Origin of the sequence: Mucilaginibacter frigoritolerans (assembly GCF_007830615.1) — a bacterium.
GTDB classification, from domain to species: domain Bacteria; phylum Bacteroidota; class Bacteroidia; order Sphingobacteriales; family Sphingobacteriaceae; genus Mucilaginibacter; species Mucilaginibacter frigoritolerans.
Genome location: NZ_VLLI01000003.1, coordinates 239,338 through 255,900, shown reverse-complemented (window position 1 = coordinate 255,900; position 16,563 = coordinate 239,338). Strand labels below are relative to the sequence as shown.

Annotated in this window: 11 protein-coding genes and 1 tRNA gene; 6 read left to right on the top strand and 6 right to left on the bottom strand. The window is 44.1% G+C overall.

Annotation, left to right across the window (positions count from 1 at the left end; genetic code table 11):
• Positions 1 to 25 precede the first annotated feature (25 nt).
• Positions 26 to 511 (bottom strand): ABC transporter ATPase, encoded by a 486-nt coding sequence (locus JN11_RS06920; protein ID WP_144911028.1) that lies wholly within the window; start codon positions 509 to 511, stop codon positions 26 to 28.
• Positions 512 to 557: 46 nt separating this feature from the next.
• Here JN11_RS06920 and JN11_RS06915 point away from each other — a divergent pair, with 46 nt between their 5' ends.
• Complete coding sequence (locus JN11_RS06915; protein ID WP_144911026.1) at positions 558 to 1,040, top strand: hypothetical protein; 483 nt, start codon at positions 558 to 560, stop codon at positions 1,038 to 1,040.
• Positions 1,041 to 1,174: 134 nt separating this feature from the next.
• Here the strand turns inward: JN11_RS06915 and JN11_RS06910 are convergent, their stop codons facing one another.
• Both JN11_RS06910 and JN11_RS06905 read right to left on the bottom strand, forming a co-directional pair.
• Complete coding sequence (locus JN11_RS06910) at positions 1,175 to 1,978, bottom strand: (Fe-S)-binding protein (protein ID WP_144911024.1); 804 nt, start codon at positions 1,976 to 1,978, stop codon at positions 1,175 to 1,177.
• A 146-nt stretch (positions 1,979 to 2,124) separates the two neighbouring features.
• Positions 2,125 to 3,420 (bottom strand): (Fe-S)-binding protein, encoded by a 1,296-nt coding sequence (locus JN11_RS06905; RefSeq protein ID WP_144911022.1) that lies wholly within the window; start codon positions 3,418 to 3,420, stop codon positions 2,125 to 2,127.
• Positions 3,421 to 3,611: 191 nt separating this feature from the next.
• Between JN11_RS06905 and JN11_RS06900 the strand changes: the two genes are divergently transcribed.
• Positions 3,612 to 3,684 (top strand) — tRNA-Phe (locus tag JN11_RS06900).
• A gap of 161 nt (positions 3,685 to 3,845) precedes the next feature.
• On the opposite strand, the gene JN11_RS06895 is transcribed toward JN11_RS06900, so the two are convergent.
• Complete coding sequence (locus JN11_RS06895) at positions 3,846 to 4,643, bottom strand: AraC family transcriptional regulator (RefSeq protein ID WP_144911020.1); 798 nt, start codon at positions 4,641 to 4,643, stop codon at positions 3,846 to 3,848.
• A gap of 98 nt (positions 4,644 to 4,741) precedes the next feature.
• On the opposite strand from JN11_RS06895, the gene JN11_RS06890 reads away from it, so the two are divergent.
• The 4 genes from JN11_RS06890 to JN11_RS06875 all read left to right on the top strand — a co-directional run bounded on the left by JN11_RS06890 (position 4,742) and on the right by JN11_RS06875 (position 12,672).
• Positions 4,742 to 5,794: an SDR family oxidoreductase gene (locus tag JN11_RS06890; protein ID WP_144911017.1), complete on the top strand. Its 1,053-nt coding sequence runs from the start codon at positions 4,742 to 4,744 to the stop codon at positions 5,792 to 5,794.
• A 260-nt stretch (positions 5,795 to 6,054) separates the two neighbouring features.
• Positions 6,055 to 6,318, top strand: coding sequence for a hypothetical protein (locus JN11_RS06885; RefSeq protein ID WP_144911015.1), 264 nt, complete (start codon positions 6,055 to 6,057; stop codon positions 6,316 to 6,318).
• A gap of 239 nt (positions 6,319 to 6,557) precedes the next feature.
• Complete coding sequence (locus tag JN11_RS06880) at positions 6,558 to 8,996, top strand: TonB-dependent receptor (protein ID WP_144911014.1); 2,439 nt, start codon at positions 6,558 to 6,560, stop codon at positions 8,994 to 8,996.
• A 211-nt stretch (positions 8,997 to 9,207) separates the two neighbouring features.
• Positions 9,208 to 12,672, top strand: coding sequence for an ABC transporter permease (locus JN11_RS06875; RefSeq protein ID WP_144911012.1), 3,465 nt, complete (start codon positions 9,208 to 9,210; stop codon positions 12,670 to 12,672).
• A 115-nt stretch (positions 12,673 to 12,787) separates the two neighbouring features.
• Here JN11_RS06875 and JN11_RS06870 read toward each other — a convergent pair whose 3' ends face one another.
• The gene (locus JN11_RS06870; RefSeq protein WP_170227705.1) at positions 12,788 to 15,421 is read right to left on the bottom strand and encodes a carboxypeptidase-like regulatory domain-containing protein; all 2,634 of its coding nucleotides are present in this window, start codon (positions 15,419 to 15,421) and stop codon (positions 12,788 to 12,790) included.
• 41 nt (positions 15,422 to 15,462) lie between these two features.
• Positions 15,463 to 16,392, bottom strand: coding sequence for a GLPGLI family protein (locus JN11_RS06865; RefSeq protein ID WP_144911008.1), 930 nt, complete (start codon positions 16,390 to 16,392; stop codon positions 15,463 to 15,465).
• Positions 16,393 to 16,563 lie beyond the last annotated feature (171 nt).

The window sequence follows — 16,563 nt, the reverse complement described above, 5'->3', positions numbered from 1 at the left end:
AAATAAGCTTAATTATGATCTATACTTATGCTGTTACCAGGTTCCCAAACAGCTGGATATGCCAGCTATCTTTAAACGGTACTTCCCATTTAGTTTGCAGTTCGGCCAGGTTTTGTACCAGGTTATTGAATACGATGGTTTCTGTGCCGATTTTACCTTCTTTAAGCAATGTCTCAAAGTCGTTTCTGCCTGTAGATAGTATTTCATTGCCTTCGCGGTAAGCCAGATTAAAACGGTCGAACAGATTTAGGTTAAACTGATCCTGCAATTGTTTCATGAAATTAACGGATTTATCAATAGAGCATCCGCTTGCGCCTGCCTGACTTTCATCGACCACTAAAATCAAAAAACGATTGTATCTGACTTCGGCTTTTGCTTTTAACTGGTTGTTATGGGCTGTCCAGCCGGTAGTAAAGTTATCTAACAATACTTTTATTTGAAGTACTTCGTTATCAGTAAGTTTCTTGTCAGACTGATACACCCAAACACGTGAATTTTCTGAAAATTGCATTTACAAAGCTATACATTTTATTAACTTCGGATTTAATTTTGTTGTCATGTTAACATCAGTTCTTCCGGCAATTAAAAAAGTGCTTATTATAACCACAGTTGCTTTAACCCTTGCCGTTAATTATTGCTTTAAATATAAGTTTGATGAGCAGGATTGGTTGGTATGGGCCAATAAATGCCTTGCACAATCGTATGATACATCGGCAGATGCCAAACTAAAAAAGTGGGAGTTGCTGATCACCCCCGATTCATTTATACGCCTGCGCAAAACTTATGCAAAAGGCAAGCAGGAATATTATTCCTTTAATTTACACAAGCTGAATAATGTGGATTATGTGGGCAATCCTGTTGCGGGTATCCTCGAACTAAAAACCATTGCAGACGATATTATTGTACAAACCCGAAATGATCGTAAGGGCGATGTGGACTCCATGACCACCGCACTAAATATCCCCTTAAAAAATATACCCACCGAAAGACTGGACAGCCTGGAAGAGGCTTTAAATTATTTTAAAGAAAAGGGGTTGTAGGGGGATAATTTAATCCAAAACGTCATGCTGAATTTATTTCAGCACCCCACAGGACGTGCGAATTGCCAGGCGTATACCTTGCATATGAGGTGCTGAAACAAGTTCAGCATGACCTGGTTTTATAATTTGTTTAATTATAACCCATTAGCCCTAACGGTAATCTCTGCAATATCCAATACCTGTATTTCCTGTTCTTTATCTTCGTGTTTTACGCCATCGCGCAGCATAGTCATGCAGAATGGACAGGCGGCAGCTACGAGGGTAGCTTTGGCTTCCAGTATATCGGCCATGCGTTCGGCGTTTATTTCTTTGGTGCCTTTTTCAGGTTCTTTAAACATTTGTGCACCACCGGCACCACAGCATAATCCGTTCGATTTGCAGCGTTTCAGTTCAACCAGTTCGGCATCCAATATTTCCAGCGCGGCACGGGGGGCCTCATAAACATTGTTGCCGCGACCAAGGTAGCAAGGGTCGTGATAGGTTATTTTTTTGCCTTTGAAGCTTTCGCCGCCTTCGGCTTTCAGTTTGCCTTCATCTATCAGTTGTTGTATCAACTGGCTATGGTGAATCACTTCGTAATTGCCGCCCAGGCCAGGGTACTCATTCTTTATGGTATTGAAACAATGCGGACAACCGGTCACTATCTTCTTTACCTGGTAAGCATCCAGCACTTGTATATTAGCCATAGCCTGCATCTGGAACAAAAACTCGTTGCCCGCCCGTTTAGCCGGATCGCCGGTACAGCTTTCCTCCGTTCCGAGTACGGCATAGCTGATGCCTACATGGTGCAGTATTTTGCAAATGTCGCGGGTTATTTTCTGGGCGCGTTCGTCAAAGCTGCCGGCACATCCTACCCAAAACAATATTTCGGGTTGCTTGCCTTCAGCAGCCATTGCCGCCATGGTAGGGACTTTAATTTCGGAATTCGGATTTTCCATTTCGGATTGTTTTTTAGTCGATAGACGATAGTCCATAGACCATGGATAATTCAGTGTTGTTTATTAGTCGATAGTCGATAGTCCATGGACCATGGTTTCAATTTTCTTCAAGTACTATGGACTATCGACCATGGATTATGGACTTACTACTCGCTCCAATTGAACCTGTCAGCATTACTATATTTCCATGGGGCGCCGTTATTTTCAACGTTGCCAAACATGGTATTAAGGCTTGCCGGGGCCTGTGATTCTTCCATCACAATGTAGCGGCGCATTTCGGTAATAATTTCCAGCGGATTTATGTTTACCGGGCAGGCATCGGTACAGGCATTGCAGGTGGTGCAGGCCCAAAGCTCCTCGCGGGTAATGTAATTGTCCAGCAGTGATTTGTCGTCTTTATAATCCTTGCCATGCTGATCAATGTTTTTACCTACCTCGGTAATCCTGTCGCGCGTATCCATCATTATTTTGCGGGGCGACAGTAGTTTGCCTGTTTGATTAGCCGGACACACCGATGTACACCTGCCGCATTCGGTACAGGTATAAGCCTCCATAAGGTTTTTCCAGGTAAGGTCGGTCACATCCTTGGCGCCGAAGCGTCCCGGTTCGCCGGTTGTTTCGGGTACGAAGGAGGGATCGAGCATTGCCTTTACTTCATTGGTAACCGAAGCCATATTGGTAAACTGTCCCTTTGGGTGCAGGTTACTGTAATAGGTATTGGGGAATGCCAGCAGGATATGGAAATGCTTGGAGTAGGGCAGGTAGTTTAAAAACGCCAATATCCCTACAATATGGAACCACCAGCAGCCGCGCTCAATCATTTCCAGCGCATGGGCATTATCTGGCAGTAACGGGCCTATAAACGAGCTTACGGGGAAACTGCCCGCTTTAATATAATGACCGAAGTTTAACAGCTGCAATTTGTGATCGGCAGCGTTCATAGTTAAAAAGGCGGTCATTAACAGTATTTCGATAGTGAGGATGTAATTGGCATCACTTTTTGGCCATGTGGTCATCTCCACGCCGCTGAAGCGTTTAAGGTGGGCAATATTGCGCCGGCACAAAAATACCACGCAGGCGGTGAACACCAGCAGGGCCAGGATTTCAAACCCACCGATGAGCAGATCATACAAACCGCCTAGGGGTTTGGAGAAGATCCGGTGCGAGCCGAAAATGCCATCGAGCATAATCTCCAGCACTTCGAGGTTGATGATGATGAAACCTACGTAGATAAAAAAATGCATTACGGCCGCCAGCGGACGTTTAACCATTTTGGTTTGGCCCAGGGCAATCCTCGCCATGGTTTTCCAGCGCAGGGCGGGGTTGTCCGAGTGGTCGGCAGATTTCCCTAAAAGGATATTGCGGCGAATCTTCCCAACATTCTTGCTGAAAAGGTAAATAGCGGCAATAAGGATGATGATAAACAGGCTTTGAGCAATCATTATGCGTGCATAGTAATTTTCCCAAAGTTAATGGTTAAGTTGAATTGTCCAAATGGAATTATTAATTGGCTGATAGCGAGTGGGATTGATTGGGATGAAATGCGAGGACTCAAATTATTTGATTTTTTTTCAAAAAAAACTTTCGCCGAATAAAAAAAACGCTACATTTGCAGTCCCTAAACGGGAAAGGCGGTATCATAGCTCAGTCGGTAGAGCAAAGGACTGAAAATCCTTGTGTCGCTGGTTCGATCCCAGCTGATACCACAAAAAGGCAAAAGCCTCTTAGATAATTTCTAGGAGGCTTTTTTGTTTGAGGGTGTGTAGTCGGAAACTTCGGATAGCGGGGTAGTGATCAGCAAACAATTATTCTCCACATCAGTTGACGAATGAGACAGATGTGTAACCCTAAATCGTTACCCCCTTGGTTAACTCATGATTTTACTTACGTGGCTCTCGTCAGTCAGCCCGAACTCGGCAGCAATCTGTTTTAAACTGTAATTCCCGCTTTCCATCCTTTGCCTGATCAGGCTTTTACGATAATTGCCAATGTAGTTTCTGAGCGTTATTCCTGTGTTTCTTTTGAAGTAAGGCCCGATATAATCAGGCGTGGTGTTGAAGTGTGAAGCCATAACCAAAGACCTAAGCTTGTAAGGCGTGTAAATATGTTTATGCAGGTAGCAAAATAGTGCCTGCATATCCCGGCTTCGGTGTAAAGTGGCTTTTAGTTCTGGCATATTGCGCTGCAATAGAGCTGCCAGTGTGAGCACTTGCAACCAGATCAACTGTTCATTGGACAGGGTATCCTGTTTTAAAGAAAGAATCACCTGGATAATTGCATCTGCGCTGTGCTGATCTGCATTGTTCAGTTGGAAAGCTGAAAGATGTGTTTCCTTACTCTTGATCAGGTATTCCAGATGTCGTAGTCCATACGAAGAACCGGAACTTGCATGGTGGATATAAACGTCCGTAAATTTGATAAATACAAATTGTGTCGGGCTATCGATTTCAAAATAGTGCTCTTCATCCGGCCCGATCAGGAAAATATTCCCATTGACATAAGGAATTGCATTCCCATTAATATAATGGGTGCCAGTCCCTTGTCGGGTATAGATCAGCTCATAATGGTTGTGCTTATGCGGCGGATGCGGCCACTCCGCTGCCTCGAAATCAGCAATTATCAATGATCGAAACTGTTTATACTGTTTCATAACGGAAAGATACAAAAACTTATAGGTGTTTTACCAATAAGTTGCTTTTAAAACACTCAATTTTGTCCAACAGCAGGCCCGGTTGAGCCAGCAGAAAATAAAAATTATTCATTATGCAAAAGACAGCACTAGTGGTTGGCGCAAATGGCGTAATCGCAACCAACCTCATCCATTATTTATTGGAACTTGGAGATTGGAATATAATCGGTTTATCCAGGCGGGGCGGTATCGACAATGGAAAACTGAAATATGTTGCCATAGATCTCCTTGATCCCGAACAGTGTAAGGATAAACTTAAGGGCCTACAGGAAGTTACTCATATCTTTTATGCTGCTTTCCAGGATAGGCCAAGTTGGGCAGAACTGGTGCCGCCCAATTTAGCGATGCTGGTTAATTTAGTGGAGGCAGTAGAGCCGATTGCCGCAAACTTGGAGCATATCAGTTTGATGCAAGGCTATAAGGTGTATGGTGCACATCTTGGTCCTTTTAAAACGCCCGCTAAAGAAGACGATGGCGGTCATATGCCACCAGAGTTTAACGTGGATCAGCAGCAGTTTCTTGAGAACCGGCAGCAAGGCAAGTCATGGACATGGTCTGCCATACGACCATCTGTAGTTGCCGGGACAGCGTTGGGCAACCCGATGAATCTGGTGCTGGTAATTGCTGTCTATGCCTCCATATCGAAAGAATTAGGTTTGCCTTTGCGTTTTCCGGGAAAACCGGGCGCTTATAATAAATTGCTGGAAACGACGGACGCAGGGTTGCTGGCAAAGGCAACGGTTTGGGCAGCAACAAACGAGCAGTGCGCTAATCAGGCTTTCAATATTACCAATGGCGATCTTTTCCGTTGGGACGACTTGTGGCCCAAGATTGCAAGATACTTTGGTTTGGAAATTGCGCCGCCTTTGCAAATGTCTTTGCAAACTGTGATGGCGGACAAGGCGCCCTTGTGGAAAAACATACAGGAGAAATATGGCTTACAAAAGCATAGCTATCACGAAGTCTCTTCATGGCCATTTGGCGATGCGGTTTTTGGCTGGGATTATGATTTTTTTGGCGATGGCACGAAGGCAAGGCTCTTGGGATTCCATGAATTTGTTGATACCGAGAAGATGTTCTATAGGTTATTTGATGAACTAAAGGCGCAAAAAGTGATTCCTCAATAATCAAATGCTCCGCTCAGCCAAGCGTACCGCTTGGCTGAGATAACGGAAAGCATGTTTGAAAGGCAAAGCCCAACCGATTGCCAGGATCTGTCATTAAGCTGCAAGCTTAACACATTTTAGGACGAGGTTTGTAAACCTCGACCAGTTAAAGGGAAAGCGCGAAACTACCATATAAATGCTATTGTTTCTTATATATAGAAACTGCTCCTTCATCTGGGTCGCCATAAGTTATTATTAACTTATATGGTGGTTTTTCATTCATGAAACCAATATATTGTAAAGATGCAGGCATGTCGGTTAATATGACACCCCAGTTGTTTTGCGCAACTCCACCGTTGTCAACTCCTCCGATTATTTCTATACGCCATTTTCCTTTACTGGTTATCATTCCCCAAAATGCATCATTAACTGCATTCGGAACGTTAACAGCTTCAAATGTGCTATCTGCATTTAAAGTAATGCTTCCATACTTTGCTTTATTTGTAATTGAGTCATTTCCAATGGCTTGCTGTTCAAACTTATAGACACCTATTACATTATTGAATTTTGGTTTGTGAAATCATTTGCATATGGGTCAAATTGACAGCCTGCCAGTAGCATTAATAACGGTGATAAGGTAATTATGATCTTCATCAGTTACAAATATACCATTGCGAGGAAAATCTTTCTTCTTCGCCCTTATTTAAATTAATTCTAAATAGTGTTTGGGATTTCTAATTGTGGTTATATCTTTGCGCTTAATTAGACTTAATCTAAATAACAAATGAAAATACTTTATATAATATCTATCAGGCTTACTTTTTTAATGATCATATGCTGCAACATTGTTAAGGCCGATGATCTGGCAAGCGGCAAAATTTCAGGGACAGTTAAAACTTCAGACGGGCAACCGGCAGCATTTGTAACAGTTTCTGTTAAGGAACTTAACCGTGCAACCAGCACAGAAGCTGATGGTACTTATATCATCAGCAGTATTAAACCGGGTAACTATACCGTTGTGGTTTCATTTGTTGGCACCCAAAGTCAGGAAAAACGGGTTACTGTAACGAAATCAACTACAACTATTGCAGATTTTACATTAACAGAAAGCTCCTCAAAGCTAAACGAGGTAATTATTAATGCAAATAGAGCGCCCAAACCGGTATCATTAGATAAAGCAAATATTCGCCCTCTTGATCTTCCTCAAAGTACCGGAACGGTAAGCAGCCAGGTTATCGAGGATCAGCAAATAAACCGATTGGGTGATGCGGTAAAAAATGTAAGCGGCGTTTCGTTAACACAAACACGAGGCGGAGTAGGCGAAACGTTTTCTGCCCGGGGATACAGCATTGGCATAACCGGTGCATCAAGCAGTATTTTTAAGGACGGCGTGCTAACCAACACGGCTGGTTTTCCTGAAGCAAGTACCCTGGAATCTGTAGAAGTATTGAAGGGAAGTGCCGCATTGCTTTATGGTAATGTATCTGGCGGCCTTATTATTAATATGGTTACTAAAAAGCCCCAATTTGAAAGCGGCGGCGAGGTTTCTATGCGATACGGGAGTTATGATATGTTTAAACCAAGTGTGGATGTTTACGGGCCGATCAGTGAAAATGTAGCTTTCAGGCTAATTGGAGTATATGAAAACGATGGTAGCTATCGCAACCATGTGTATACTATACGTAAATATGTAAACCCTTCTTTATTGTTTAATCTTGATAAAAAAACTACGCTGCTGGTTGAAGGCGACTATTTGCGTGAGAGTTTGACCCCCGACTTTGGCATCGGGTCTTTAAATAATGGACGGGCCATTCCTACAATGGTGCCGCGTTCACAATACATTAATACCTCATGGGCTTATAGCCACATGAACCAGTTTTCGGGGATGGCAACTTTAAACCACCAGTTTAATGACAATTGGCATTTAAATGCAATCATATCCGGTCAGGGAACTGATATCGATTCATACCAGGCAAGTCTACCCAATACCGTAAGCGCTACAGGCGATTGGAACAGGGGACTTGCCCGTGCAAATACGATTGAAAACGACTACACTGGTCAGGTTAATTTAACCGGTAAATTTAAAACCGGGTCGCTAAGTCACCAGTTATTGATAGGAACCGATGTTACCAAAGTGGTAAATGTGACCAATGGTTACAGTGTTGCGGGCCAGAATATCAGCACTTATATTTATGATAAGATCAATACTATCGACCTGAACAAATACACGCAAAGAACGGATATTCCGAATGCAACAGATACTTCACGTACTACAGCACCTGTTTACCGTTTGGGAACCTATGCTCAGGATTTAGTAAGTTTTACCGATAAAATTAAAATGCTGGCAGGGATAAGGTGGTCATGGCAGGAAACTGACCAAACCAATATCCAATACCTGTTAAAGCAAACTTCGGGCGTAGGAACTGCATTAACCAGGTATGATCGCGCATTTTCACCCAAATTGGCATTCATCTATCAGCCCATAAGTACAAGTTCAGTATATGCGAGCTACAGCAATAATTTTCTGGTTAATACCGGTACAGATGTTAATACCGGGCAGGCACTTAAGCCATCTCTGGTAAACCAGTATGAAGTGGGTTCAAAAAACGAATTGTTTGATGGTAAAATTATTGCCAATGTGAGTGTGTACCGTATCATCAACAGCAACCTGGCTGTGGTAGCGCCATTTAAAGCCGACGGCACCGTTAACAGCGATAACACCGTTAAAGAACTGAGCGGACAAACTACCAGCGATGGTTTTGATATTGATATAACCGGGCATATTTCAAAGAATTTTTATTTTATCACCGGCTATTCTTATAACAACGCGCGGTATACCAAAACGTCAGGCTTAAAAGGCTCACCTATATTGGGCGAACGCTTAGTGATCAGCCCGGTAAGCACCGCTAATGCTACCCTGTTCTATACATTTACAGACCCGGCCCTAAAGGGATTTAAAGTTGGAGCCACCGCATTTTATACTGGCAGCAGAATGGCAGGGTATAACAACACCGTTGGGCAAACACAGGCTTACAGCCGTCTGGTTCCTGTTAGCGGGTTTACCACACTTGATCTTTCAGCGGGCTACACTTATAAAAAAATATCCCTGCTGGCAAGCATAACAAATGTTACCAATACACTGAATTACTTAATACATGATAATTACAGTATCACCCCAATTGCCCCGCGCCAGTTTTTAACAACATTATCTTATAAGTTTTAAAATCAGAATTGCTGCGTAATCATAGGAACACCGGTTGGATCCCAGTCGGCTACTAAGCCGCTTTACGAAAGTAGGGCGGTTTTTTGCTTGGTATACTTATTCGCAACAATTCAACAAACCGGCGAAACCAATGCCCCTACCCACCCCAAAACCGAACGCCCTATGTTCGCTTCCGTTACAGCAAAACATATTTATCATAGCATAATTTTGTATGTATCAATATGTTGTAAATTTGGAACAACCTTTGGGCCATTTGAATTACTTGAATCCTGATATATTCCATATTAACCTGTACCATGTGGCCGCCATGGCAACCCTGTTTTCGGGGTTTACACTTGCGCTGCTTTTAGCATTCGCAAAAAGGGAAGGCCAAGCAGCCAACCTGTTTTTAAGTGCCGCTTTAGCTGTAATTGTACTGAAGACTGGCGGGCTTTCATCGATTTTTTTACCGGCGCTGGGGCCGCTGTTGTATTTTTATGTGCGGCGGATGACGGCACCAAACCTACAATTTGGTCGAAAGGATGTTCTACATTTTTGCCCTTTACTGGTTGCGTATTGGCTGCCGGGCTGGCTGGTGCTCATTTCGGTTGTCATTTATTTATACCTGTCACACCGGTTGATACAGCATTTTTATAGCCGCTTGCAGCCGGTGCTGATGGATAAGCCGCGCTTTGCTTTCCGCCGATTGGATAAGGCATTGCACCTGCTCGGTTTGCTCTGCGTGTTATGGCTGTTTAATGATGCCTTGAGTTTTGCCGTTGCTTTTGTGCTTATTGGCATGGCGTCCGAAGTGATGCTAAAATTGGATAGCAGCACACAACTGGCCACGCCGATAACCGATAGATATGATGCAAAGGAAAAAAGCCGCAGGCTAAAGGAAGCCGTAGCCGCAAATCGCCTTTACGAGGATGCCGAACTAACATTGACCACCCTGGCAGCAAAGCTGAATATTCACCCGCACGATTTATCGCGGATTATTAATGTGGGGATGGAAAAGAACTTCAACGATTTTATTAACGAATTCCGGGTTCGTGAAGTTGCCCGGAAGATGCAGGACCCGGCCCACGACCGGCTCACACTGCTGGGGATCGCCTACGAGTCGGGGTTTAATTCCCAAAGAACATTCAACCGCGTTTTCAAAGAGATGACCGGAAAAACCCCGGTGGAATACAAGAACGGCCTGAAAAAAGAGTTGCCAAATGATAAGTTGGCCATCCCATCACACTTACCGTCGGTAATATTGCGTTCAGGAAGCCCGCCAGGTTGGGCTCCTGTAAAGTTAAATCGCAATTATATGTTTAAAAATTATTTAACAATTGCATGGCGCAACCTTATTAAGAATAAGTTATTGTCGCTAATTAATATAGGTGGCCTTGCAGTGGGTATGGCAGTAGTAATGCTGATCAGTTTGTGGATTTTGGATGAAGTAACCTTTAACGGGTATCACAAAAACTATGGCCGTATAGCGAAGGTCGTTCAAAACATAATCAATAACGGCGGGGTAGAGACATGGTTCGTGGTTCCTTATCCGCTTGCTGCCGAGTTGCGTAAAAGCTATAGCAGCGATTTTCCAGAGGTTGCAATGCAAGCCGCAGATGGAGACCATATCCTCACGCTGGGCGATAAAAAGCTTTCTAAACATGGCTCGTTTATGGAGCCGCAGGGGCCGGATATATTCTCGCTGAAAATGCTTGCAGGGACTAAAAATGCACTTAACGATCCGTCTTCTATCATTATATCAGCATCGACTGCTAAAGCTTATTTTAATAATGCTGACCCTATAGGACGGGTACTGAAATTTGATAACCAAACCAACCTGAAAGTTGCAGGTGTTTATGAAGACATACCGAAAAATTCGGATTTGGCTGGGATGGACTTTATCGCTCCCTGGCAAATGCTTTATAACATTGGCCAATTCGGCCAGATGAAGGACCCGTGGCGACCCAACATCGTACACCTTTATGTTAAACTGGCCGATAACGCCGATCTGGATGCGGTGTCGCTAAAAATACGGGATGTAAAGCTAAATCATGTGAGCGGACGATTTGCCAAAAGGAAACCCGCGCTGTTCCTGTTCCCGATGAGCAAGTGGCACTTATATAGCGATTTCAAAGGTGGCGTTAACCGCGGTGGCAGGATACAATACGTTTGGTTATTCGGTGTCATTGGGATGTTTGTTTTACTATTGGCCTGCATTAACTTTATGAATCTGAGCACGGCGCGCTCTGAAAAGCGCGCACGCGAAGTGGGGATACGCAAAACCATCGGTTCATCGCGCAGCCAGCTTATATACCAGTTTTTGAGCGAAGCGTTGTTATGCGTGCTTATGGCTTTTGTCATTTCGTTATTGCTGGCACAATTGGCGCTGCCATTTTTTAACCAAGTGGCCGATAAACAGGTGAATATTCCCTGGGACAAAGCGCTGTTCTGGATCGTAGCTTTGGCCTTTTGCCTGGCAACCGGAATGATAACAGGGAGCTATCCAGCCTTTTATTTATCGTCGTTTAAGCCGATAAAGGTGTTAAAAGGCACATTCAGGGTAGGGCGGTTTGCCGCAGTGCCGCGTAAAGTGCTGGTGATAGTGCAGTTCGCCATATCGGTGGTACTCATCATTGGGACCATTGTGGTCTTCAGGGAGGTGCAGTTTGCCAAAAACAGGCCGGTGGGTTATGGCCGCCAGGGGCTCGTTGCTGTTCCGACCGTCACCTCCGATATCCACAAAAATTTCGAGACGGTAAAGGCTGATTTATTTAAGGCCGGGGCCATTACCGCTATTGCCGAGGCCCCGTCGGCGCCAACAGTTAATACAAGCGGCACCAGCGGCATCAGTTGGCCGGGCAAGGATCCCAACGTTAATGTAGACTTTGCTCAAAACGCCGTGTCGTTCGATTATGGGAAAACCATTGGATGGCAGCTTGTTGAAGGGCGTGATTTTTCGCGTGACTTTTTGACCGATACAGCAGCAATTATCATTAACCAAACCGCCGCGAAATTTATGGGATTAAAGAATCCTGTTGGTCAGATTATACATGATGACAAAGATCCTATTCAAATCATAGGCATAGTAAAAGATATGATAAATGATTCGCCTTATGATCCTGTGAAGCCGACAGCCTATTTCCTTTCTAAAGGCCCGGGAGATGACGTGTTGCTGAGAATAAACCCCGGCAAAAGCGCAACCCGTTCTTTAGATAAAATAGCAACGGTATTTAAAACTTATAACCCCGGCCAGCCCTTCGAATACCGCTTTGTCGACCAGGAATACAACAAAAAATTCGGCGATGAAGAACGTTATGGTACCTTAGCCAGCTTTTTCGCCTCCCTCGCCATCTTAATTAGTTGTCTTGGTTTGTTCGGTATGGCCTCATTCATGGCCGAGCAGCGTATCAAGGAGATCGGGGTGCGCAAGGTGCTGGGTGCTTCAGTGCTTAATCTCTGGGGCCTTTTGTCGAAGGACTTTGTAGTGTTGGTGGCTATTTCGTTGCTGATCGCCATTCCGGCAGCTTATTACTTTATGTATAAATGGCTGCTTCATTTTCAATATCGCTCTGATCTGGCCTGGTGGATATTCGCCTCCGCCGGCGCTGGTGCATTGATTATTGCAATGCTCACGGTTAGCTACCAGAGTATAAAGGCAGCGTTGGCTAATCCGATAAAAAGTTTAAAGACAGAATAAAAGCCCCTTAGGCTATTTCCAGAAGGTTTTTTTGTTTGGGGTGGTTGGAGATTACAGGTATAGTTGTCCGAAGTTTTACAGCTTCGAACAGCTGGGTTAAACAAAAGAATACAAATCAAAGGTTAAACAGTACTTTGAGAAGGACAATTCTTCCCGGAAGGGTATACGAACTGGCTGTCAATGTATTGGCTGATAAGTAAAGGGCATTGTAATTTTTTACGTTCAGGAAGTTGGCGGCGCTCAGTTCGAGGTCAGTTTTCCATTTTTCGATCCTGAATTTTGCTGAGGCATCCGCAAAAAAGTACTTCAGATCACTCGCCTGGTTCTGGTAGGTGATATAGTGTTCACCCGAAAGCTTGAAAAGCAGGTTGTCGCTTGGATTATAGTTAAGAGCGGCCTGCTGTACCAATTCCTTGATGTGATAGGTGGGTGCATCAGCAGATGAATGGCTGTCGGTTTGGTTCAGGATAGCCTTATAGCTAAATGTTACCACGCTGCTTACCTTGGTTTCGGCGCCCACGTTAAGATTCTTTGCGACAGTATTATAGGGCAACAGGGCATTGTTCTGTATTTGGTTCGATCGGTTGCTTTGCCACAGGATGCCTCCACTAAACGTAGTACGCAAGGCGAAAGAATATTTACTGATATAGCCGTTAGCGGTCCATGAATCTGTCGTATTCTGATAAGGCAAAACGATACGTTGCTGAAAACTATTCGAAATAATACTCGAGGTAATATTGTTGGCGTTAATATGATCGTAAGAAACATTGGCGCTCCAGAAAAATAATGTCAGCGCTTTGTTGTAATTGAATCCTAACGCAGCCGTCTGGTCCTTCTGTTCCGTCAGGTTGGCATTGTTGGCATACAATGTGCGATAATCCTGTAAAATATAACCGTGGTAAACATCCTGGATATTGCCGATCACATTCCTGAAACTGTAAAGTGCGGTAATGAAATTTTCGATGCCAACCATGTATTTGACGTGAAGTTGAGGATCAAAATATAACTTTGTCAAACTTTTGTTCAGCGCATACAGGCTGTCGGAATAACTGATTTGCTGCAGGCTGAGGGGCAGTGTAAGGTTGGCTTTTAATATCTTGCCCGGAAAATCGTAAGCAGCTTCTACATACACCTTTTTCCTCGTCCAGCTCAGGCGGTTAGCCGAGCTGTCGGACTCTGGGTTGATGACATTATTGGATTGTACTACATCCAGGTCTGACACCAGTTTTTGTGACTGCACCACAAATCCCGTTCGGTAGCTTTGGGTAAAATAGTTGGAAGGTAACTTAAACGAAAAATAGTTATTGGTGAACCAGGTAGGCACATTTACCGTTTGATTCAGCTGCGCGTAGGGGATGCCATTATTGAACACGGCGGGATTAAATCCGGGGTCTATAGTTCTGTTTTCGGGCTCGCCCACATGGCTGATGTAGGAGTAAAACTCGATGATATTATTCGACTTAAGCGGTTGCATCAGGTTAAACTCGTTCGAAAAATCGAATGTGTTATCCTTAAAGATTTGATTAACAGCCGTCCCATTTGTATTTAGCCCAGAGTAATCTGTTTTGCGACTGTAATCAGTTACCAAAATATCATTCAGATAATATTTATCTTTATTGACATTCAGCGTAAACTGTCCGTGCAGAATGTCGGGCCTGAACCTGTTTCTTTCAGTCTCATTATACCGAACGGTATCATTTGGTAAATAAACTTGTGTTTGTTCTTTGTAATTCTGGTATTGCGTATCGTGCACGTAATGCAGGTTCACCTTTAATTGCTCACCTTTTTTAAGGTTTACCAAATTGTTGAGGCTAACGGCGGCGGACTGATCGAACAGATACCTGTTCTCAGCCAGGTCGGGCGTATTAACCGTTCCCAGCGACAGTACGGTAGCGGGTAGGTTATTATCGATCTTTTGCAGGTACGAAGATTGGTTGTGCGATAGAAAATCATTTTGCACATCTTCTCCTGTGTTGTTCCCCTTCAGGTAATTGATGGCTTTATAGTTGTCTTTAAACATCATGGCGTTCAGGTCCACATCGTAATTGCCAGGCAAACCTGCTCCTATGCTTTCCTGCCCTACCAGCTGTAATTTAGCGTCTTTTTTGATAGTGAGGTTCAAGGCCACATCTTCACTCGTAACCTTGTTTTGCAGCATTTTTATAGGCTGATGATTTTGTATCACCTGTACCTGATCAACCACGCCTTGCGGCACGGTATTGGTAGCAATATTGTATTTATCGTCCAGCAAATTATCCCCGCCGATGTACAGGTTGGAGATGGTCTTGCCGTTATAGCTGATCGTCCCATCGGCAGCTACCGCTATACCCGGCAGTTTTTTGATCACATCGCCAATAACCCTGTCTTGGGGGCTGCTGAAATCGGATACTTTATAGCTGAGCGTATCGCCGCTGGTGCGCAAAACCGGGCGGTTGCTTTTGATCACAACCGCCTGCAACTGGTTAATGGATGCCTGCAATACAAAGTTAACCGGAGCTATGCCTTTGATAGCTTTTGCCTGGCTCTTATAGCCTATATTGCGCACTTCTACCAATAAGCTATCGGGGTTTAGGCCGGATGGCTTGGTAAGGTTATAACCCCCTTTGTCATCGGTAACGGTATAAGTTACTATCGCATTGCTTGCCTTGTTTTTCAGGCTCACGGTTGCGAAGGGCACGGCTTTTCCTGTACTGTCTTTAACCGCCCCATGGATATTGTTTTGGGCAAAACAAAGAGCAGAAAATAGCATGCCGCAAAGCAGTAATATAAAATATCGCATAAAAAGCATAATTATTTTTCCGATAACTCAATAGGATTATTGATCACCGCCTGAGGGCCGAGTTTGATTTTGATATGGTCTGGCCCCGGGCCATTGGCATTACCCGGCCTGTTCATGCCGGATGAGGCCATCATAGCTTGCGCAAAAGCATCCGGGTCCTTCCGCATAGCATCCTGCAATTTGGCAAATTCCTTGTCCGTTGTTTTGATAGAGCGTGAAGGCAGTTGAATAACAGCCGGATCGGTATCTGAATCATCCCCGCCAATCATGACCATCCTACGGTCCCCCGATTGAGGCTCTGCTACGGCAGCAACGGGTTGGGCCGGTGCCACTTTTTCAATGCCATCAAACTTGAAAACCACTTCTTTTTTTGCATCGTAGGCTTCCAGAATCACACCGGGCAAACCGTTCAGCTTCCATGGCCCGGTATGAAAAGGCATATCCGCGCAAAACCATGCGGTATAATCGCGCCCCTTAAAATGTGCGGTTGCTTTCTGGCAATGCATACCACCAAAACTGGCCGTATCGCTGCTGATCTTCCAATCGATAACCGGCAAGGTTTCTTCGATCAGGTAGCTATTAATAACGAGTGATTCCTTTCTATACAATTTCTTCTGTGCCGAAAACTGATAGTATTGTAAAGGCGAAGCGGTATTTTTAGTGTGAATGCTAATGTTACCATTGGGCGAGTTTGCAATTGCTTCTTTCACTTGTTTTTTGAACAAGGCATCCTGGAGCTGTTTATCATAGCTTTTGTAGACGCTTGAATTTTGGCCGAGGAACAGCGCCATGTTTTCGGTATAAGGATTTGCGCGGTTGTTAGTGTCCCTCAGGTGCGAAAACTTGTAATGCACCATATACCCGGCAGTGTCTGTTTTTTGTGCCCTGGCGGCGAATACCGCGAACATTAAAGTCGCGACCATTAGTAATTGCTTCTTCATATTGTAATAATTTTAAGCAATACTATATTCCCGGCACAGTAACCTGAAAACTTTGGTATGAATAGCGGCTCGCCAATTGCGAAAAAGGGATATTTGTTATCCTGCAATAACAAAAAGGAACAGTTTAGCCAACAATTGGTCTTATTAGTAACATAATTTATTGTTACTATT

Excerpts from the sequence above, each read along its gene's own strand:
- JN11_RS06920 (WP_144911028.1), bottom strand. The coding sequence starts at position 511 with ATGCAATTTTCAGAAAATTCACGTGTTTGGGTGTATCAGTCTGACAAG.
- JN11_RS06915 (WP_144911026.1), top strand. The coding sequence starts at position 558 with ATGTTAACATCAGTTCTTCCGGCAATTAAAAAAGTGCTTATTATAACC.
- JN11_RS06910 (WP_144911024.1), bottom strand. The coding sequence starts at position 1,978 with ATGGAAAATCCGAATTCCGAAATTAAAGTCCCTACCATGGCGGCAATG.
- JN11_RS06905 (WP_144911022.1), bottom strand. The coding sequence starts at position 3,420 with ATGATTGCTCAAAGCCTGTTTATCATCATCCTTATTGCCGCTATTTAC.
- JN11_RS06890 (WP_144911017.1), top strand. The coding sequence starts at position 4,742 with ATGCAAAAGACAGCACTAGTGGTTGGCGCAAATGGCGTAATCGCAACC.
- JN11_RS06885 (WP_144911015.1), top strand. The coding sequence starts at position 6,055 with ATGAAACCAATATATTGTAAAGATGCAGGCATGTCGGTTAATATGACA.
- JN11_RS06880 (WP_144911014.1), top strand. The coding sequence starts at position 6,558 with ATGAAAATACTTTATATAATATCTATCAGGCTTACTTTTTTAATGATC.
- JN11_RS06875 (WP_144911012.1), top strand. The coding sequence starts at position 9,208 with ATGTATCAATATGTTGTAAATTTGGAACAACCTTTGGGCCATTTGAAT.
- JN11_RS06870 (WP_170227705.1), bottom strand. The coding sequence starts at position 15,421 with ATGCTATTTTCTGCTCTTTGTTTTGCCCAAAACAATATCCATGGGGCG.
- JN11_RS06865 (WP_144911008.1), bottom strand. The coding sequence starts at position 16,392 with ATGAAGAAGCAATTACTAATGGTCGCGACTTTAATGTTCGCGGTATTC.